This is a genomic window from Pedobacter paludis, from assembly GCF_003173575.1.
GTDB lineage: Bacteria > Bacteroidota > Bacteroidia > Sphingobacteriales > Sphingobacteriaceae > Pedobacter > Pedobacter paludis.
Genome location: NZ_QGNY01000006.1, coordinates 151,229 through 171,203, shown reverse-complemented (window position 1 = coordinate 171,203; position 19,975 = coordinate 151,229). Strand labels below are relative to the sequence as shown.

The following is a 19,975-nucleotide window of genomic DNA, read 5'->3' as shown; positions in this document are numbered from 1 at the left end:
TAAGCATTTAGTTTATAATCAATAATTTGTGGAAAAATTGGAGGTCTGAAGTATAAAATCTGGTGATTAAAAACATCAAATTAAGAGCAGAAATCGAGCTTATTTTCTAAGAAAAATCACAAATCTAAAAATAAAAAAAGGCGTACAACCTATCGTCGTACGCCTCTACCTAACCCTACTATACCCACCTTATTTTTTATCAGGTACAAAATTCATTGAGATGGAATTTACACAATGACGCGTGTCTTTATTTGTAAATCCTTCACCCAAAAATACGTGGCCTAAATGTGCACCACAGTTGGCACAAACAATTTCTGTACGCGAACCATCAGCATCTGGAATGCGTTTAACTGCACCTTTAATTTCATCATCAAAAGCTGGCCATCCGCAGTGCGCATCAAATTTACTTTCCGAACGATATAAAGCCGCATTACAACGTTTACATGTATAAGTACCCTTATCCGTTGTATGTTCATATTTACCGGTACCTGGATACTCAGTTCCTTTATTAACAATTACTCTTTCTTCTTCGGGGGTTAATGGATTCCAGTTCATTTTTTTCTTTGCTATTACTTGTTCTGTAGATTGTTCTTCTTTTCCCTTATCTTTCTTCTGTGCACATGCTGAAAGACTAGTCATCAAAACAACAGTCGAAATTAAAAATAGTTTATTTATCATCATTCTCATACTACAATATACGCTATAGATTTTGTTTTGGTTTGTTGGTTTAAAGGTTTGCAATAGTGTTTACAAAAAGATGATAAAAAGGGTGTAACCCTGTGAAAGTTCGTAGCGTATCTTCTGCGAAGCAAATCCCTCTCCGGGAAAGCCTCACCCTATCAAAGTTTGTAAGCCGGACTCTCTAGTGCAAATCCCTCTCCTTAAAGAGAGGGAAACAAAGGACAGTGATTTTAACCCTCAGCGTTTATACATTCATCTGCGGGAACGGATTATTGCCATTTTCAAACCACAAAACAATTAATCCCTTTTATTTAATCAATAACTTTGATAAGTGAGATAAAATGCAAAAAACCTCACCGTATCAAAGATTGTAAGCCGGGCTCTTTAGTGCAAATCCCTCTCCTTAAAGAGAGGGAAACAAAGGATAGTGGTTTTAACCATCAGCGTTTATCACCTTTATATGTGGGAAAGACCATTGCTGGTTCTACCATCACAAAACATTAATTCCCTCTCCTCAAGGAGAGGGATAGCGCAGGCTTTGATCTAGCCACTAGCTCTTATAGGGTGAGGCCAACAAAAAAAACGTCCCGAAGTTAATCGAAACGCTTTCCTATAAAGAGATTTTAAAAATCTTATTTTGCCAATTCTTCTGCCATTGCAGCACCGATTTCAGCAGGACTTTCTACTACACGGATACCACACTCACGCATAATTTTCATTTTAGCGGCAGCTGTATCATCAGCACCACCAACAATAGCACCTGCGTGGCCCATTCTACGTCCCGGAGGCGCAGTTTGACCAGCAATAAAACCAACAACAGGTTTAGTACCATGCTCTTTAATCCAACGGGCTGCTTCAGCTTCCATTCCACCACCAATTTCACCAATCATGATGATACCATGTGTTTCAGGATCGTTCATTAATAATTTAACTGCTTCAACAGTTGGCGTACCAATAATCGGGTCACCACCAATACCAATTGCTGTTGTAATGCCTAAACCAGCTTTAACAACCTGATCTACTGCCTCGTAAGTTAACGTTCCAGATTTTGAAACTACACCAACATGACCTTTTTTGAAGATAAAGCCAGGCATGATACCAATTTTAGCTTCATCAGCAGTAATTACGCCTGGGCAGTTAGGGCCAATAAGCGTAACATCACGATCAGAAATATATTCTTTAACCTGAATCATATCCTTGGTTGGGATACCTTCAGTAATACAAACAATAACTTTAATACCACCTTCGGCAGCCTCCATAATTGCATCAGCAGCAAAAGCCGGTGGCACAAAAATGATAGATACATTTGCTCCCGTTTTATCAACGGCATCTTTAACAGTATTAAAAACAGGCTTATCTAAATGCAATTGCCCACCTTTGCCAGGCGTTACACCACCAACTACGTTTGTACCATAGGCCAGCATTTGCTCAGCGTGGTAAGTTCCTTCGTTTCCGGTAAAACCCTGAACGATAACCTTAGAATCTTTATTTACTAAAACGCTCATGTATCAATTTTTTTTTGTGCAAAGCTAATATTATTGCAGTGGATTTCAAATCTAAAAACATATTATTTGCCCGCTTTTTTCAGGAAAATGTAAGGAATTGCATTATGGCGCATTCAGCCCTGCTCTCCACTTTACTTCGTTACACTACGTGCCCGTTCCGATCAGGTTTATTTAACAAAAGTTCCTCGCTTTTGGCAGCACAAAGCAAAACCCTTAAATTTACTTTTAAAGCAGAACAATCAAAGCTGAAAACCAATAATAGAATCCCAATGATAAAGAAAATCATTCCTGTGGCAGTTGTTACATTTTTCGTTTGCCTTAATGCTCAAGCACAAAATATCGATACGGCAAAATATATAATCCAAAACGATATTGAAGTTGCAAAGGAAGAACCCGGCACACATGCTGGAGGCGGAAAAACTGTTGGCTTTAACTTCTTTGGAGAGGCCAAGGGTTTGAAAACGGCTTTTAGAAAAAGAATTTTAAAACCAGGCTCTTCAATTGGTTATCACCTCCAAAAAGAAGATGAGATTTATTATGTTATCAGTGGGAATGGAAAAATGCAGATGAACGGCAAAATTTTCTCTGTAAAACCTGGTGATGCCATTTTAACCCGTCCGGGAAGTTCGCACGGTATTGCACCAAATGCAGATCATGATCTGGTTATTTTGATTGTTTACGAGAAGAAATAAATGTGAGCTCAGCCAGCGAAACAGAACAAAAAAAAGCCAGATCAACATTTAACAGTTAATCTGGCTTAGCTTATATTCTTAAAACTAAATACTTTTTGCTTCTGGCTTAGGAATTTCTTTTTTCGGTTCGGTCTTCCATCCTTTTGCCCATTCGGCCTGTGCCGCCTCATCATGGAAAGTCCATGCTACAAAACGACTTATTTTTTGTCCTTGCGACATTTGAACAGTTGTAACTTCGAAGGCATTTGCTTTAACCAAAGTGCTATAAATGCTTTTCAAATTGGCACTTTTAGAAACCAGTGAGGTAAACCACAAAACCTGATTTTTAATTTGCTCGCTTTGGATAATCATCTGTTCAACAAAAGCACGTTCACCACCCGGACACCAAAGCTCTGCTTTGTTTCCACCGAAGTTTAAAACATGTTTCACTTCTTTTTCATTTCCACCCAAGTTACGCCATTTTTGGCGAGTTCCTTGTTCTGCTTCTTTTAAAGAAGAGTGAAATGGCGGATTGCAAACTACTGCATCGAAGCGTTCTGTACGACCAACAATCCCCCTAAAAATACCCATTTTCGATGATTGCTGGCGAATTTCTACCGCACCTTGAAGTGGTTTATTGGCATCAATAATTCTTTTTGCTGATTCTACGGAAAGAGGATCGATCTCAGAACCTACAAAACTCCAGCCATACTCCTGATGGCCAATTATAGGATAAATACAGTTTGATCCAACACCAACATCCAATACGTTTACATTTGCTCCTTTTGGAATTTTTCCCTTATTGCTTGAGCCCAAAAGATCGGCAACATAGTGGATATAGTCTGCACGTCCTGGTATAGGTGGACAAAGATAATCTTTTGGTATATCCCACTGTGAAATGTTATAAAAGTACTTTAATAATGCTTTGTTTAACGCCTTAACAGCGCTTTGATCAGCAAAATCGATAGAATCATCATTGTGTTCGTTCTTAAAAACGAAACGTTTGAGTTCTTTTGAAGTTGCAATAAGTTGTTTGAAATTGTAACGCGAACGATGTTTGTTGCGTGGGTGTAACTCGCTTTTTTCTTTGCGGTTATTCTGTTCTTCTTGAGCCAATGTGATCTGGTTTAATTAAACAAGCTGTGTGCATGTTTCTAACGCAAAGGTAGGCAAAAGAATTGGGTTGTGCGTCATTGGTCATTAGTCAATGGTTTAGAATTTGTTGCGTAAAGTTTAATACGTCTAAATTTTATACTGACGCCATGGTTAGTGTCTAACGCCATGGTTCGTGTCCTATCCTAGTCTTAGCGTCTTGCTAAGACTTAAAAAACGAATCTATTGTGAGTCGTAGCGAGACGCTACAACTAGAGAGCGGCATCCAGACAGGCAACTAACAACCATTCTAGTCTTAGCGTCTCGCTAAGACTTAAAAAAGATGAAAATTTCTTTGAGTCATTGAAACCACTAACGCCATGGTTCGTGTCTCCACGAACCACTCAAAACTAATTTCGGTTCGTGGAGACACGAACCGTGGCCGAGGATCAAAATTACCATTTAACCCTCTTCATTTTTCTCAATCCTAGCGGGTTGAATCGCTTTTAAATACTTCGCTTCATCAAACTGGTTTTCACTTTTGGCAATTACAATTGTTGCTACACCATTTCCAATTACGTTGGTTATCGCCCTGGCCTCGCTCATAAAACGATCTACACCAATTAAAATCGAAATGTGTTCTATCGGCATAATTTTTAATGCCGTAAGTGTTGAAACCAAAACAATAAACCCGCTTCCGGTTACTCCAGCAGCGCCTTTAGAGGTAACCATCAAAATGGCTAAAATAGTTAGTTGTTGCCCAATAGATAAATCGACATGGAATACCTGACAAAGAAAAATCACAGCCATGGCCAAATAAATTGCAGTTCCATCGAGATTAAAAGAATACCCTGTTGGGATTACCAAACCAACTACAGATTTATCGCAACCAATTGCTTCCATTTTTTGCATCATACTAGGCAAGGCCGATTCTGACGAGGATGTTCCCAATACAATTAAAATTTCTTGACGGATATATTTAAGGTATTGCCAAAGACTAAATTTATAGTACCTGCAAATTCCATTTAAAATCACAAAAATGAAAAGAATACAGGTTAAGTAAACCGATCCCATTAATTTTGCCATTCCGATTATACTTTGCAGTCCATGTGTACCAATGCTAAAAGCCATTCCGCCGAAAGCACCAATTGGAGCTAAGCGCATCACCACTTTCATGATTTTGAAAAGCACCTTAGAAATTTTATCAAAAGCATTTAAAACTGAGGTTCCCTCGCCACCCAATTTGTTTAAGCCATAGCCAAACAGAATTGCAAAAAACAAAATCTGCAAAATATTTCCTTCGGCAAACGATGCGATTACATTGTGCGGAATAATGTGAAGAAAGAATTCGGCCCAATTCATATCTTTAGCCTGTTCTGCATAGCCGGCTATTTTTGTGGCATCACCGGTTTTGGCAACCATGCCCACCCCTGGCTTTAAAATATTTGCAACCAGTAAGCCAATAGCAATGGCAACCGTACTTACAATTTCGAAGTACAAAAGTGCCTTCCCACCAACGCGACCAACCTTTTTCATATCGCCCATGTGTGCAATACCCAATACAATTGTAAAAAAGATTATGGGCGCAATTAACATACTTATCATGTTAATGAAGCCTTGGCTAATTAATTTTGCAGTTGGAGCAAAACCAGGAAAATATGCGCCAACTAATATGCCTACCGTAATGGCAACAAGGACTTGAAATGTTAAATTGGATAGAATTGATTTCATTAATCGATTTTGAAGAATGAAATATAGATTAATTTTTCCTTTTTGGTTTTAAAAGTTGCTAAACAAAATAACAATCTCATAAAGTTTGATAAAAATCAAACCACATTTGTATCAATTTTAGTTAAATATATTTTTATCTTACAGTAATTCATATATTTAGCCAGCCTAAACAAAACAACCAAACCTTAATGTCTATTTATAACCTATCAGCAGAGAAGATATTGCTGCAAAAAATTGCCAATGGCGATGAATTTGCATTTAAGCATGTTTTTGAGCTTTATAAAAATAGGGTTTATAGTTTCGTTGTAAAGTTTGTTCATTCAAAAGCCGATGCTGAAGAGATTGTTCAGGATACTTTCTTTACGATTTGGCAAAAGAGAGAAATGCTACCTAATATTGAACATCCTCGTAATTACATTTACACTATTGTTCGCAACAAAACCTACAACTACTTAAATCAAGCAGCTAAAAACCAGAAAATACTGGCACAGCTTTGGGCCAACATGCAGGTTGAAAGTAATGATATTGAAGATCTAACTGATTTGAAAGACAGTGAAATGCTAATTAAAAAAGGGCTTTTAAATTTATCAGAACAGAAACAGCAGATCTTTAAAATGAGTCGCGAAGATGGTTTAAGCCACGAAGAAATTGCCAGCCAGGTGGGCCTATCGAAAAGTAGGGTCAAAAATATCATTGTTGATGTTTTAAAATATCTGCGCCACTACCTTTCAATAAATACAATTAAAATTAGCATCACTGCATTTCTCGTTTATTTCTTTTCATAAACTCAGTTAAAATATTTGGTCATAAACTGACTTATCACTTTTGAAATCGATTTAACATAACCTGGTCTGGTTTTATCATTCATTCTAACATCTCCATTAAATTCCAACTGGATTGCCGATATATTTCCTGAAAAACGCGAACCATGCCTTGCTGTATTGTAACCACCGTTAAAATATCTTCCATCAGGAAAAACCTGTGCATCGATAGGATCTGGATTTGACTTCGATGGTGTGGCTAACACACCGTTATTACTTAACAAAGTTCCTAAAGCATAATCGCCTTTAACCAGGTCGGCCATAGTAGCTTTGCCACTTTTAACCATTGCCTTAACACTCGATTTATCTGCAAACTGTTCTAAATTTTCATTAGTAAAATCTTTTCCTTTTAGCAATAAACCAACTTCAGTTCTTTGTGGACGGTGCGCATTGCCATGAATATCCAGTAACAATCCATCACCATTTTTGGCTACCTGTTGCTTTGCATCATCAATATATTGGTGAAATGCTTTCCAGGCTGCCTCTGCATTTTCATCGCCCTGCGAAGCTAAAGACATTGCTCTATTGGCATCTAACTTACTTCTGTGCAAATGATTTAAAATAATGTGCGGTCTTAACCCCGTTGTTCTTTTAATTTCATCAGCCAGCTCCATGGTAAGTTCCAGCGTTTTAGAATCAGATATCCCGGAAAAACTTTCCGTATCGCCAAAATCATTATCATCGGTTTTTGCCACAAATTCCTTTGTACGGGTATGCATAAATTCTGGTTTTAAATCGCCACCATGTGGCGAAGTTAATATCAATTTGGATTTTACGTCTCCGGCAATGTATTCAATTGCGTTGGCATATTCTCCCGAAGCAGCATTTACCTTGAAAACATAACTTTTCCCCGGTTCATATCGTTTTACGCTATCCTGAAATAAAACATTTTCACAATTTTTTGCCTGGATTTTAGGAATGCAAAATGCGAACATTAAAACAGCAATAACCGTAATTTTCTTAAACATAATTTTGAGGTTTTGATTTTACATATAGACACTCATTGCTTACTACAGGACCGTCAAAAAAAATATTTTTTTTTTTAGCGGTCCTTCATATCTACTTAACTGTCTATGTATTAAAGGCACATCTCTGCCTTAACCAAACATGCCGGAAAACAATAACAGAATTAACAATTTACTAGAGCAATATATTAATAAAAGCATCTCTGAAGCCGATTTCATTGAGCTGTTTGACTATATCAAAAAAGATGAAAACAAACAGGTTTTTGACGACTTTATGAAAAAGGCAGATAAGATTGGTTTGCCCGATGCCGATGTACATCATGTTGACTGGGAGCACATGTACAGTAATATTGTTTCAGATAATAAAAAGAAATCTAAATCAGGTTTAATTATCAGTTTTGCTAAAAAACTAACCATTGCTGCCTCTTTAATTTTGGTTTCTTATTTGGGCTTCAAAGTTTTTAATAAACCAGCAGAAGAGCATTCGGTAGAGAAAATTACCAAACGTGATTTATTACCGGGAAGTGATAAAGCCATTTTAAAATTAGCGGATGGGTCTGAGATTGTCTTAAACGATGCCCATAATGGAGTTTTGACAAAACAAGGCCAATCGAATATTAACAAAAACGACGAAGGTTTTATTGAGTACAATGAAATAAATACAAACGGAGAAAAAACCGTATATGTAAATACACTATCTACTCCCCGTGGTGGTCAGTATAGGCTAATGTTGCCCGATAAAAGTCTTGTTTGGCTCAATGCTGAGTCATCAATTACCTTTCCTTCAGCATTTGTAGGCAATCAGCGTAAGGTAACGGTAACTGGAGAAGCTTATTTCGAGGTTGCAAAAGATAAGACCAAACCTTTTATTGTACAAAGCGGTGGTGCAAGCGTAGAAGTATTGGGAACGCATTTTAATGTTAACGTTTACCCGAATGAAGAAAATGCTGCTGTAACGCTTTTAGAGGGTTCGATAAAGTTAAGCAACCACAATACATCTAAAATTCTAGTACCCGGACAACAGGCGCTTTTTAATTCGGAAAGCAACAACATTACTCTAAATAATGTTGATATAGATAATGTTGTAGATTGGAAAAACGGCCTATTTATTTTTGAAGATGCAAGTGTAACCGAAGTTATGCGTCAGATAGAAAGATGGTATAATGTAGATGTTAAATATACTGGCAACATACCAAAAATAAAGTTTAATGGTGTTGTAAGCCGGAATAACAATGTATCCAAATTATTAAAGCTTTTGCAGGCAGCAGGCAACATCGAGTTTGATATTAAAAACAAAACGATAGAGGTAAAACAAATCAATAAATAATATATGAAGTAAAAGGCGGAAAGACTCATAGCAAAAAAATCCTCTCGGTTGCAGCCGAGAAGATTCACTAAAGCTGCAAGCAGCAGTTTTGGGCTATAAAAATTATCAACTTATCAATAAACCAAAACCAAACAAACTTATGAAAGATTGTCTACAATCTAAAATGGGTAATCCCCTGCCCAAAACTATTACAAAACTAAAGAGAAGAAGTTATGCGTTTAAAGCTTTTTTGGTCATGAAATTTACAGCAATACTTATTTTTTGTCTAGCCTTTCAGGTTAGTGGTAAAACAATGGCGCAAAAGATTAACCTATCTGCAACAAATGCCACTCTAAAAACCATTTTTAAAGAGGTTAGAAAGCAAACCGGTTATTATTTTATTTACAGTAATGAAGTAATTAAAGATGCCAATCTGGTTACTTTTAATGTAAAGGATTTCACTTTGGAAGAATTTCTGAAGGTTATTTTCGGTAAACAGCCTTTAACATATTCAGTTGAGGATAAAACGATAATCGTTAAAACCAAGCCCGAAGTAAAAGCAGTTCGTGTAGATCGGATAATTTCGGGTACGGTAACCAGTAACGACGATAATGGAGCTTTACCGGGCGTATCGGTTAGAATTAAAGGCAGAAATGGTGGTGTAATTACCAATTCGGATGGAAAATATTCAATCTCGTTACCTGATGGAGAAACAACTTTGGTATATTCTTACTTGGGCTATGCAAACAAAGAGGTTGTAGTTGGCGCCAGCAATACATTGGATGTTCAGTTAACCGTAGAAAATAAACAGCTAGAAGAAGTTGTTGTGCAGGCATACGGAACACTAAGAAAAAGTGCGTTAACCAATTCTGTATCAACAATTAGTGCTAAAGAACTCGAATCTAGACCAATTTCCAATTTAAGTACAGCCTTGGTAGGCGCAGCACCGGGAATTCAAACTACAACGGGTAGCGGTCAGCCTGGCGCAGGCCCTGCAGTACGTATTCGCGGGTTTGGAACAATAAATGGTGGCTCCGATCCACTTTATGTTGTAGACGGCGCACCGTATGAAGGCGCATTAAATAACATCAATCCCGATGATATTGAAAGTATTTCGGTTTTAAAAGATGCTTCTGCCTCGGCCTTATATGGATCGAGAGCTGCAAACGGTGTTATTTTGATTACGACCAAAAAAGGAAAAGATAGTCCGCCTAGCTTAACCTTTAAAACCACACAGGGCTTAAACTCAAGAGGCTTATCTGATTATGATAAAGTTGATGCTTATCAATATTACCCGCTGTTATGGGAATCTATGCGCAATAGTTTGGTATCTGGTGGAGCAACTTTAGATGCTGCAAACACTCAGGCATCAAACAATATTGTTGGTTCTTTAATTTCAAATCCATTCAATGTGGCCGATAATCAGGTAGTTTTAACTAACGGAGCAATTAATCCGGCAGCTAGCCTGATTTATCCTGAAGATTTAAACTGGAAAGACCAATTGCGCCGTACAGGTTTACGCAGCGAATACAATGTAAACTATCGTGGCGGCAGCAATAAAAGTGATTTCTTTGGTTCGTTAAATTATTTAAAAGATGAGGGTTACTCGGTACTTACAGATTTTAATCGGTACAGTGGACGGGTAAATATGAACTCGCAAATTAAAAAATGGATCAAAACTGGCATCAATTTATCGGGTTCGGTTCAAAAAACAAAAGTTGGGAACGAGGATAGTGGAATTTGGGAAAACCCTTTTTACACCGATCTGATCTTTGCACCAATTTATGCCGTTCATAAACATAATGCAGATGGAAGTTATGTTTACGATGCGCTTGGCAATCAGGTTTATGACGAAGGTTATACCAGACCAATTGCACCGGGAAGAAACGTTTTGGCCGAAACTGAATACAATGATAATTTCACCGAAAGAAATTTTGTTAGCGGTCGTACTTATGCAGAAATTTCTTTCCTTAAAAACTTTAAGCTGACCACAAACTTCAGCTTAGACTTAAACAATTACAAGTTTAGTGTTTTTGACAGCCCTATTATTGGCGATGGACTCACATCAAATGGAAGAAGTAACCGTACCAATTCTACCACCAGAACCATAAACATAAATCAATTGCTAAATTATAACCGCTCGCTCGGTCGCCATAATATCGATGTTTTGGCAGGACACGAGGCTTATCAACGCCGTTACGATTATAATTTTGGCAGTGCGGCTGGGCAAATTGTTTCTGGATCAACAGAGCTTAAAAACTTTGCCAATATTCTTTCCCTAACTTCTTATCAAGATAATTACAGAATCGAATCTTATTTTGGAAGGTTGCAATACGATTTTGACGGCAGATATTTTGCATCGGCATCCTATCGTACTGATGGATCTTCAAAATTCTCACCCGATTATCGCTGGGGTAAATTCTGGTCGGTTGGTGCCGGGTGGCAAATTAGCAAGGAGAAATTTTTCAAAGTAAGCTGGATCGACAATTTAAAGCTTCGCGGATCTTATGGCCAGGTTGGATCGGATGATTTGGGCGGATATTATTTATATCAAACTTTCTATGATACAGGTTTTAAAAATGGTAATGAGGCCGGTATTAAACAATCGCTGGTTTTAGGAAACGAAGAAATTCAATGGGAATCCAACAACAATATGGATATCGCCTTAGAGTTCGGATTTTTGAAAAACCGCATTTCGGGTAATGTAGAATATTTTAACCGTTCTACTGATAATTTATTATTCAATGTTCCTTTAGCCTTATCATCAGGTTTATCTTCTCAAAATCAAAACTTTGGAAGCCTATATAACCGTGGTGTAGAAATCCAATTGGATGGAACACCAATTAAAACGAAAAACTTTAAATGGAACATTGGTTTTAACTGGACAAGACTGACCAATAAAATTTCCAAACTTCCATTTGATGAATATATTGATGGAACTAAAAAATACATGGTTGGTCAATCACGTTACGATTATTGGCTGCGTGATTACTATGGTGTAGATCCTGATACTGGTTCGGAACTTTTCGTAGCCAATGCATCTGCTACGAGCACTAAGACTATGCCTGATGGAACTGTAGTAACTACAAGCGGAAGCAGTGCGCAATATCATTACGCAGGCTCGGCCATCCCAGATTTTTATGGAAGCATTAACAATACTTTAACTTATAAAAATTTTGCACTCGATTTTAGATTCATTTATCAGGTTGGTGGTGTTTCTTTTGATGGCGATTACCAATCTTTAATGTACAACGGTACTTATGGAAGGGCTTTGCATGTTGATGCTTTGGAGCGTTGGCAGAAACCTGGCGATATAACCAATGTTCCGAAAAGAACTATAGGTGGCACCATGTACGATAGCGACCGCTGGTTGGTAGATGCTTCTTATTTATATTTAAGAGCAGCGAATTTCACGTATTCTCTTCCTAAAAAGCTGACCAAAAAATTGTCTATCAACAACGCCCGCGTATTCTTAACAGGAGAAAATCTATTTATGAAATCGTACAGAAAAGGCTTCGATCCTTCACAGGCATACAACGGAAACTCGAGCTATACTTATGCGCCTACCAGAATTATTTCATTGGGTTTAAATGTAACGCTTTAAAAATATAATCATGAAAAATTGTAAAATAACTTCAGTATTCATGCTTATTATAGCATTGTTTACTTCATGCAAAAAAGATTTTTTAGAAACTTTCCCTACTGATCAGGTTGCACAGACTACCGCATTTGAATCTATTGCAAATGCCAAACTTGCCGTAAATGGGATGTACAGGTTAATGTACCTGCAAATTTCCAATCAATCGCAAGATGCCCATGGTGCAATGATGCTGAATATGGATGCAATGGGCGAGGATTTTGTATGGTCTGGAAATACATATAGTTATTTTAAACCCGCTTTAAGATGGGTAGATCATAGAAGTGCATCAAGTTCGCTTGCCGCATTTCCTTACCTTTTATATTACAGAATTAACAGCAATGCCAACATGATTATCGAAAACATTGATAACATAAGTGGCGCCACTGTTGATAAAGATGCAATTAAGGGTGAATGTTTAGCCGTTAGGGCTTGGTGTCATTTCAATTTGGTACAGCTTTATGGAAAACGTTATGAAGCTGGTAAACAGAATACGCAACCGGGTATTCCAATTGCCATTTCAAATGATGGTGTAGATCAGCCACGTTCTAGCGTTGAAGCTGTTTATGCACAAATAAATAAGGATTTAGATCAGGCAATTATATTGCTTGCTGCGGCGCCCGCACGTTCGGCCAAAACACATGTTAATTTAAGTGTTGCCAAAGGATTTAAAGCTAGAGTTGCCTTAACTATGCAAGACTGGACAAATGCAGCGAAATATGCTAGAGAGGCTAGAACTGGTTTTTCTTTAATGTCCAATTCTGATTATTTGGGTGGCTTTACAGTAATCTCGAATGCAGAATGGATGTGGGGCGCAAACCAATTGGCAGATCAGGTTCCTACCTACGGATCATTTTACTCTTACGTTTCAGGTAACTTCAACTCATCATGGAACAGGTTAGAGCCCAAAATGATCAACTCTGTTTTATATGCAAAAATTGCAAGTACCGATATCAGAAAAAAATTATGGTGGGATGGTACAACGGCAGATAAAGTTAATTTCCCTGGTGCAATTGATGCTGCAACTGGAACCGCAGCATCTGGCGTAAAAGTTATTAAATACATGCACCGTAAATTTAAGGTACAGGATGTAAACAGTAGGGCTGGCGATATTCCGTTTATGCGAGTAGCGGAAATGTATTTAATTGAAGCTGAAGCATTGGCCAGAGCAGGCGGACAGGATGCAGCGGCTGCATCGGCACTTTATCCTCTTGCTGTTAACCGTAATCCAAGTTATGTTTTATCAACCAAAACGGGTGCGGCTTTAATTGATGAAATTATGGTGCAAAGGCGAATTGAATTGTGGGGTGAAGGTTTCCGTTTTTATGATTTAAAACGTACCGATTCTGATATGGACAGAAATGGAATGGATAACCCAAGAGTAAGTACATCTGTAACTTATACCGACATTGCCTATACTCTGTTTAAAGCTAGAGCATCACAAAATAATCTTTGGGAATACAAAATCCCGCAAGATGAGATCGATATTAATAAAGCAATCGGTCCTGAAGATCAAAATCCATAACAGCTCTCTCCAATCGTAACAGGCTGCTTTAGGGCAGCCTGTTTTTTTCATCGTAATTTTTATCCAGTGAATAAACTAAAAAATATTCTGCTCTGTGCATTCTCTATTACTTTACTTTTTGCCTGTAAAACAAGTCAAATCACTATCAAACCAATTAAAGTCGACTCAACAAAGGCAGTTATTAATTTTCAGCAAAAAAAGGTCTATAAATTCAATAATGATCAGTTGTTATTTAGCAATAACTTCGCTTCAGCAAGGCTAAATTCAATAAAGCAACAAAATGACAGCACTTTTAATATTGGCATAGCACCAGAAAACGAACCAATTAACCCTAGTCCATGGTATGCATTTAAAGTTTGGTCTGCAAAAGAGAAAAATATTTACATCACGCTAAGTTATATAGGGACTACACATCGTTATAACCCTAAAGCACGTGTAAAGGAACAAGAATGGAAAGATATTGATGATGTTAAAATAAGTGATAACAAAAAGCAGGCATCTTTTAAAATTAAAGCATTTACAGATACAATATTGGTTGCAGCCCAAGAATTAATAAGTACAGCCGACAACTATAAATGGGAAGATAGCTTGGCGAAACTTCCTTTTGTTAAAAAGCAAAACATTGGTCACAGTGTTTTAGGGAAGGCGATTAACGCATTAAGCATCGGGGAAAATGGAAATCAATTGATTGTTGTTTTAAGTCGGCAACACCCGCCAGAGGTAACTGGTTACATGGCCATGCAGGAATTTATACGAACAGTGACTTCGAATACATTATTGGCTAAAGACTTTAGAAAGCGATTTCAGTTATTGCTTATCCCGGTAATAAATCCAGACGGTGTTGATGAGGGCAACTGGCGTCATAGCGTTGCTGGTGTAGATTTAAACCGCGATTGGGAAAATTTCATTCAGCCCGAAACTCAATCGGTAAGAGACTACCTATTAAAGAAGATTGAAAATGAAAAGGCAAAGGTTTATTTTGGAATCGACTTTCATTCTACCTATTATGATGTTTTTTATACCAATGAAGATCAACCATTAAACAAAACAAACTTGCCAGGCTTCACCGTAAAATGGCTAAATGCTTTTAGCGAAAGCATTCCCAATTTTAAGCCCAATATTAAGCCTTCGCCAAATGGTGGCAATGTTTCTAAAAGCTGGATGGGAAGGGTTTTGCATGCTGAAGCGTTAACTTACGAAGTTGGTGATGACACTCCAAGGCCCTTGTTGAAATTGAAAGGGAAAGTTGCAGCAGAAAAAATGATGGAGTTGCTTTTAGCGGGAGATAAATAGTTAATAAAACTTTAACAACTTTTAGTCCTAGCTGGACAGGCTTTTTTCTTTTTGATGTCAAAAAGAAAAACAAAAACACTGGTTGAAAATTTTTGTATTAAAGTTCTACTTGGGCATTAATAGCATTACCCTAAAAATTTGTTAGCCCAGATTAAAGCGGAACGGGGAAGTTGTGAGTTGGCCTTACTAGACGGTCTAGTAAATTCAAAAAACCTGATATTTAAATAAATGTTTCGAAAAAACATTTATAAACTTTGACAACTTTCTAGCCAAATTGGATAGTAAAGTTGTCAAAGTTATAGAGAGCGTAATGACGTAAATCTTTAAGGTTTGATATCAATCACATCACCAGCAGTAAAAATTCCAAATTCTGCTTGGTTAAATTTCAATAAACCTTTTTCAGTCGATTTTAAATTTTTAGGATTTGCCAAGCGGATTACTTGAGAATCTCCTGCAATTGTTGCTTTATTTCCGTGAACTATAATTGCTGTACTTTCATCAATACCTACACAAGTTAAATCCGGATGAGATGCCAAAGCAGAAATTAATCGGTTATAACGGTTACGCTTTAAAAAATGCTGATCGATAATGGTATTTTGAAGCAAACCCATTCCCTCGGTAAATTCAATGTTTTTATCCCAAAGTTTGTTAAAGGTTTCTTTGTAAACAGTATCCAAAAGCTGTTTTCCGGTAATCATGTATTTACTCATAACGGCTGCGCCAGCACTTGTGCCCGCAATTGTAGAACCGTTTTGGTAAGCTTTATGAATTGCAGTGTACACAGGAGTATTTAATACGGATTTCATAAAGCGGGTTTGATCACCGCCCAAAATGTAAATCAGCTTTGCTCCTGCTAAAGAATCTACCCATTTTTTATCGTTAACATCGTGCTTGCTAAAATTAAAATTTCTGATGGCAGCATTGGTTTGAAGTTTGAGCTGGGCAGAAATGTATTTAAATCCAGTATCAGGCACTTCGCTCGCCATGGGCAAAACGATGATGTAGTCTTTCACTTTTAAATCGGCGGTTGAAACGAGCTGTTTAATCAGAGCGTCAGATCGATCGCCTCCCCCGATTATAAATAAATTGCCTTTTGCTAAATTATTTTGAGCTTTTAGCCCGAATGAAATGGTTATGATGAGTAGAAAAAATAAGGCCTTTTTCATTATTTATAAATGTTAACTTCAACTTTACCATCAGCAGTAACTGTTCCTCGGTACATCCCTTCGGTATTAAATGGCATAGCTACATTTCCTTTTTTGTCTAAGGCGATTAAGCCGCCATCTCCACCCATTTTGCCAACCTTGTCCAATACAATTTTAGAGGCTTCTGCAACTGATAATCCTTTATATTCCATTAAATCGGAAATGGTTTTGGCAACAACATTACGAATGTAAAATTCACCCCAACCCGTACAAGAAATACCTGCTGTTTCATTGTTACAATAAGTTCCGGCACCAATAATCGGCGAATCGCCAACACGTCCATATTTTTTATTTGTCATACCACCGGTTGATGTTCCTGCAGCCAAATTTCCGGCTTTGTCTAATGCAACACATCCAACGGTACCAAATTTATAATCGTGATTGATGGTTCCCAAAAGTGAAGATTTTTTACTACCGTGATCTAAAACAGCTTTAGTAGAATCTTCTTTAATCGCATCCTGTAAACCGTCCCAACGTTCTTTTGTCCAAAAATATTTCGGATCAACAATCTCTAATCCAACTTCTTTGGCAAATTTATCTGCCCCATCTCCAAACATCATTACGTGTTCAGACTTTTCCATTACGGCACGGGCAGCAGAAATTGGATTTTTAATGGTTGTTACGCCTGCAACGGCACCTGCCATTAGGCTTTTTCCGTCCATTATAGCCGCATCCAATTCATTACGGCCATCATGTGTAAAAACAGCACCTTTACCTGCATTAAAATGAGGGTCATTTTCTAAAACTTGGATTGTAGCTTCAACAGCATCCAAACTTGTTTTACCTGCTTTAATTTCTGCATAACCAGCATTTAAAGCTGCCGTTAGCGCAGCAACATAGGCGGCTTCCTTTTCTGGGGTCATGTTCTTTTTAAGAATCGTACCTGCACCGCCATGAATAACCATAACATATTTTTTCTGCTGTGCAGAAGCATTTAATGCTAAAATTGAGATTAAGCCTATTGCAACTAATTTTAATGCTTTCATATTATTCTATTGATCTTTTTTATTTAAAACTCCACTATTATCTATCCACCACCAATACCATTTTCCGCCGGTAGCTTCTGTAACCTTAAAGTTAGCAACATTAAAGTTGCCGCCACCATTTACCGAGGCAGGAATTTCATAAACCGAAACTGCCTTTTCTCCATTGTTCCAAATGGCCTTTTTGTTGGGCTCAAACTGCTCTGGTTGTTTAGCTGCATCAGTAATCATAAAGTAAGCATAACTGTAAGGTCTTGAGGTAGAATAATCTCCAAATACTTGCGCCTTGCCTGTTGCGTCAATGCAAACTGCTGTACGTTCATCGGCAGCGATACATTTGGCTGGAACTTTCCAATCTTTATTTATTCTGCCAAGAAAAACCATCGATCGGCCATCTCGTTCGCGGGTTAAATAATGTTGATCGGTAATTACATTTTGCAAATACGGTGCTTTCAAAAAGTCGTTATTGTAAAGCGTTACATTTCCGTCATAGGGATTGGCCAATGCCTGAGCAGAAGTTACGCCACCGGTTTCGCCACTGTAATAAAAACCACCCAAAATTGCACAACCTGCGCTTGTACCACCAATTGGGGCTTTTTTATCGTTTAAAAGATAATTAAGTGCTTGTTCCGTTTTGGTTCCTTTCCAATACCTCATGTAATCAGATTGATCTCCACCCGCAATAAAAACCATTTCAGCATTGCGAATGATGTATGCTACAGTGTCGTTATTGGCCAGTTCTTTCGAATCAATCAATAAAGTTTCGACCGAATTTACCGTTCCAAGTGCATTTACATAAGAATTGTAAGCCGCAGTTCCCGTTGAACGCAAAATTACTACATCACCTCCCCCACTTCTATCAATCATCCATTTAAAAGCCGCATCAACATCAGTTCCTCCGCCCATCAAAACCATCCCGCCGGTTACCGTTTTTGTAACGTTACTACTATCGCCAACAAAACCCAATGATGCCGGGCGACGCTTTGCAACCGGTGTAGGATTAACTGAGCCACCACCACCTGTTGGTGGAGTAGGATCGCTTGATTTGCTACAGCCCATAACTGAAATACAAATGGCCATGAAAAATAAAAGAAATGAATGTTTCATTTTCAAAATTATAAATCCAGAGGGCGGATTTATTTTCCCTCTGGATGGTTTACCCTAGTAATTTGGGTTTTGGACTGTATTTTTATTCACCGAAATTTCCAATGCTGGAATCGGCAATGAATATTGTGCCTGCGTAGTAGGTAAAGTTACTGCGCCTGATGCATTTACGGCATCAGCAGCTAAACGCTGTACAGGCAGGTTTCTTCTTTTTAAATCGAAGAAACGGTGACCTTCAAAAGCAAGTTCTTTATAACGTTCATCAAGAATTGCTGTGATTAGCGTAGCTTTATCAGCAAAGGTTGCATTAACATAACCGTTTATTCTGGCTGCACGTAATGCGTTTAAATCGCCAGCGGCATCACCAGTAGATTCTGCTTCAGCTTCGGCCTTTATTAAATACATTTCTCCGGTACGGAACAATTTAATATCTGTTAACCCTGGAGCAGTTGATGTTCCTCCAATGTATTTGTTAACCAGATATTGAGATTTTGTACCCGTACGTGTAGCATCAAATTTTATGTAGGCTGTGTAACGCAAATCATTTACTTTATCAAAAGTGTTAATCAATTTAAAAGCTGGTGCATATAAAACAATACCTCCAGTTTGGCGATAATAAAAATCACCGAGTCTAGAATCAGTAGTACCTACACGTTTAGCTTTCCAAACCACTTCATTGTCGTTTGCATCGGTCCAGATGCCTGGAAATTGTGCTTTTGTTGCCAATGGATAAGTTGCAATAACTTCGTTTGAATAAGTAATCGCATCAGCCCAGTTTTTCTCATATAATGCCAATCTTGCCTGAATGGCCGAAACCGCAGCTTTAGTGATTCTGGTTTTATCTGTAAAGGTTGTCGGGATTAATGGTTTAGCAGCAACTAAATCTGCCTTTGCATTGGCAACTACAACCTCAAAATTATCCCTAGCTGGATAAATAATGGCGGAAATTTTCATGTAAGGAACACCAAGTGCGCCCGTTTGATACGATGATGCATAACTGCGTAAAAGCTCAAAGTGAAAATAGGCACGTAAAGCCAATAACTCACCACGGTAGCGGTTTCCAGTTGCCAAATCTGCTCCTGTTAAAGTTAAGGCATCTAAACCGGCCAACGTTCTGTTGATGCGATCAATCGCCGTATAGTTGTTTGCATAAAGTGAAGTTACGGAACCACTTCCGGCGGTATACAACCATCTAAAAGCATCACTGTTGCCAACTGTGTTTTCTGTAGGGAAGGTTGCTTCATCAGAAACGGTAGAAACGACTCCAATTGTAGTACCATCTAAAAGTGCATAGGCACCCAAAACGCCTAAGTTAATATCGCTTATGTTTCTAAATGCTTTATCTGGTGAAATTGTATCTGATGGTGTAAAATCCAATTTGGTACACGACGCAGTTAAAATCAACAAGGAAAATATAAGCGTGTATTTTTGATATATTTTATTAATCATTGCTGTA

At 37.8% G+C, this 19,975-nt stretch carries 15 protein-coding genes; 6 read left to right on the top strand and 9 right to left on the bottom strand.

Going from position 1 to position 19,975, the window contains the following annotated elements:
• Positions 1-189: 189 nt before the first annotated feature.
• Together DF947_RS16860 and sucD are read right to left on the bottom strand one after the other, a co-directional pair.
• A complete protein-coding gene (locus DF947_RS16860) occupies positions 190-687 on the bottom strand; it encodes a methionine-R-sulfoxide reductase (RefSeq protein ID WP_205940809.1) in 498 nt (165 codons plus the stop codon).
• Positions 688-1,313: 626 nt separating this feature from the next.
• The gene (sucD, locus tag DF947_RS16855) at positions 1,314-2,186 is read right to left on the bottom strand and encodes a succinate--CoA ligase subunit alpha (protein ID WP_109931220.1); all 873 of its coding nucleotides are present in this window, start codon (positions 2,184-2,186) and stop codon (positions 1,314-1,316) included.
• 269 nt (positions 2,187-2,455) lie between these two features.
• On the opposite strand from sucD, the gene DF947_RS16850 reads away from it, so the two are divergent.
• Positions 2,456-2,878, top strand: coding sequence for a cupin domain-containing protein (locus tag DF947_RS16850; RefSeq protein ID WP_109931361.1), 423 nt, complete (start codon positions 2,456-2,458; stop codon positions 2,876-2,878).
• Positions 2,879-2,962: 84 nt separating this feature from the next.
• Here DF947_RS16850 and rlmF read toward each other — a convergent pair whose 3' ends face one another.
• Positions 2,963-3,973, bottom strand: a complete 1,011-nt coding sequence (gene rlmF, locus DF947_RS16845) for a 23S rRNA (adenine(1618)-N(6))-methyltransferase RlmF (RefSeq protein WP_109931219.1) — start codon at positions 3,971-3,973, stop codon at positions 2,963-2,965.
• A 438-nt stretch (positions 3,974-4,411) separates the two neighbouring features.
• Positions 4,412-5,680 carry a C4-dicarboxylate transporter DctA gene (dctA, locus tag DF947_RS16840; RefSeq protein ID WP_109931218.1) on the bottom strand — a complete coding sequence of 423 codons (1,269 nt, stop codon included), beginning with the start codon at positions 5,678-5,680 and terminating at the stop codon, positions 4,412-4,414.
• Positions 5,681-5,868: 188 nt separating this feature from the next.
• On the opposite strand from dctA, the gene DF947_RS16835 reads away from it, so the two are divergent.
• Complete coding sequence (locus tag DF947_RS16835) at positions 5,869-6,465, top strand: RNA polymerase sigma factor (protein ID WP_109931217.1); 597 nt, start codon at positions 5,869-5,871, stop codon at positions 6,463-6,465.
• A gap of 2 nt (positions 6,466-6,467) precedes the next feature.
• Here DF947_RS16835 and DF947_RS16830 read toward each other — a convergent pair whose 3' ends face one another.
• Positions 6,468-7,469, bottom strand: coding sequence for a hypothetical protein (locus DF947_RS16830; RefSeq protein WP_109931216.1), 1,002 nt, complete (start codon positions 7,467-7,469; stop codon positions 6,468-6,470).
• A 139-nt stretch (positions 7,470-7,608) separates the two neighbouring features.
• Between DF947_RS16830 and DF947_RS16825 the strand changes: the two genes are divergently transcribed.
• From DF947_RS16825 to DF947_RS16810, 4 genes are all read left to right on the top strand, one after another.
• Positions 7,609-8,793 (top strand): FecR family protein, encoded by a 1,185-nt coding sequence (locus DF947_RS16825; RefSeq protein ID WP_109931215.1) that lies wholly within the window; start codon positions 7,609-7,611, stop codon positions 8,791-8,793.
• Positions 8,794-8,932: 139 nt separating this feature from the next.
• Positions 8,933-12,376 (top strand): TonB-dependent receptor, encoded by a 3,444-nt coding sequence (locus DF947_RS16820; protein WP_146202933.1) that lies wholly within the window; start codon positions 8,933-8,935, stop codon positions 12,374-12,376.
• 10 nt (positions 12,377-12,386) lie between these two features.
• On the top strand, positions 12,387-13,934 hold the full coding sequence (locus tag DF947_RS16815) for a RagB/SusD family nutrient uptake outer membrane protein (protein WP_109931213.1): 1,548 nt from the start codon (positions 12,387-12,389) through the stop codon (positions 13,932-13,934).
• Between the two features lie 66 nt (positions 13,935-14,000).
• Complete coding sequence (locus DF947_RS16810; protein WP_158526287.1) at positions 14,001-15,227, top strand: M14 family metallopeptidase; 1,227 nt, start codon at positions 14,001-14,003, stop codon at positions 15,225-15,227.
• A gap of 323 nt (positions 15,228-15,550) precedes the next feature.
• Here DF947_RS16810 and DF947_RS16805 read toward each other — a convergent pair whose 3' ends face one another.
• From DF947_RS16805 to DF947_RS16790, 4 genes are read right to left on the bottom strand one after another with little or no spacing between them, the layout of a single operon-like run.
• Complete coding sequence (locus DF947_RS16805; protein WP_109931211.1) at positions 15,551-16,393, bottom strand: cyanophycinase; 843 nt, start codon at positions 16,391-16,393, stop codon at positions 15,551-15,553.
• Positions 16,393-17,418, bottom strand: coding sequence for an isoaspartyl peptidase/L-asparaginase family protein (locus DF947_RS16800; RefSeq protein ID WP_109931210.1), 1,026 nt, complete (start codon positions 17,416-17,418; stop codon positions 16,393-16,395). The genes DF947_RS16805 and DF947_RS16800 overlap by 1 nt, the downstream gene beginning before the upstream one ends.
• A 6-nt stretch (positions 17,419-17,424) precedes the next feature.
• Positions 17,425-18,522 (bottom strand): cyanophycinase, encoded by a 1,098-nt coding sequence (locus tag DF947_RS16795; RefSeq protein WP_109931209.1) that lies wholly within the window; start codon positions 18,520-18,522, stop codon positions 17,425-17,427.
• A gap of 54 nt (positions 18,523-18,576) precedes the next feature.
• A complete protein-coding gene (locus DF947_RS16790; protein WP_109931208.1) occupies positions 18,577-19,968 on the bottom strand; it encodes a RagB/SusD family nutrient uptake outer membrane protein in 1,392 nt (463 codons plus the stop codon).
• Positions 19,969-19,975: the final 7 nt, after the last annotated feature.

Excerpts from the sequence above, each read along its gene's own strand:
- DF947_RS16860 (WP_205940809.1), bottom strand. The coding sequence starts at position 687 with ATGAGAATGATGATAAATAAACTATTTTTAATTTCGACTGTTGTTTTG.
- sucD (WP_109931220.1), bottom strand. The coding sequence starts at position 2,186 with ATGAGCGTTTTAGTAAATAAAGATTCTAAGGTTATCGTTCAGGGTTTT.
- DF947_RS16850 (WP_109931361.1), top strand. The coding sequence starts at position 2,456 with ATGATAAAGAAAATCATTCCTGTGGCAGTTGTTACATTTTTCGTTTGC.
- dctA (WP_109931218.1), bottom strand. The coding sequence starts at position 5,680 with ATGAAATCAATTCTATCCAATTTAACATTTCAAGTCCTTGTTGCCATT.
- DF947_RS16835 (WP_109931217.1), top strand. The coding sequence starts at position 5,869 with ATGTCTATTTATAACCTATCAGCAGAGAAGATATTGCTGCAAAAAATT.
- DF947_RS16830 (WP_109931216.1), bottom strand. The coding sequence starts at position 7,469 with ATGTTTAAGAAAATTACGGTTATTGCTGTTTTAATGTTCGCATTTTGC.
- DF947_RS16825 (WP_109931215.1), top strand. The coding sequence starts at position 7,609 with ATGCCGGAAAACAATAACAGAATTAACAATTTACTAGAGCAATATATT.
- DF947_RS16820 (WP_146202933.1), top strand. The coding sequence starts at position 8,933 with ATGAAAGATTGTCTACAATCTAAAATGGGTAATCCCCTGCCCAAAACT.
- DF947_RS16815 (WP_109931213.1), top strand. The coding sequence starts at position 12,387 with ATGAAAAATTGTAAAATAACTTCAGTATTCATGCTTATTATAGCATTG.
- DF947_RS16805 (WP_109931211.1), bottom strand. The coding sequence starts at position 16,393 with ATGAAAAAGGCCTTATTTTTTCTACTCATCATAACCATTTCATTCGGG.
- DF947_RS16800 (WP_109931210.1), bottom strand. The coding sequence starts at position 17,418 with ATGAAAGCATTAAAATTAGTTGCAATAGGCTTAATCTCAATTTTAGCA.
- DF947_RS16795 (WP_109931209.1), bottom strand. The coding sequence starts at position 18,522 with ATGAAACATTCATTTCTTTTATTTTTCATGGCCATTTGTATTTCAGTT.
- DF947_RS16790 (WP_109931208.1), bottom strand. The coding sequence starts at position 19,968 with ATGATTAATAAAATATATCAAAAATACACGCTTATATTTTCCTTGTTG.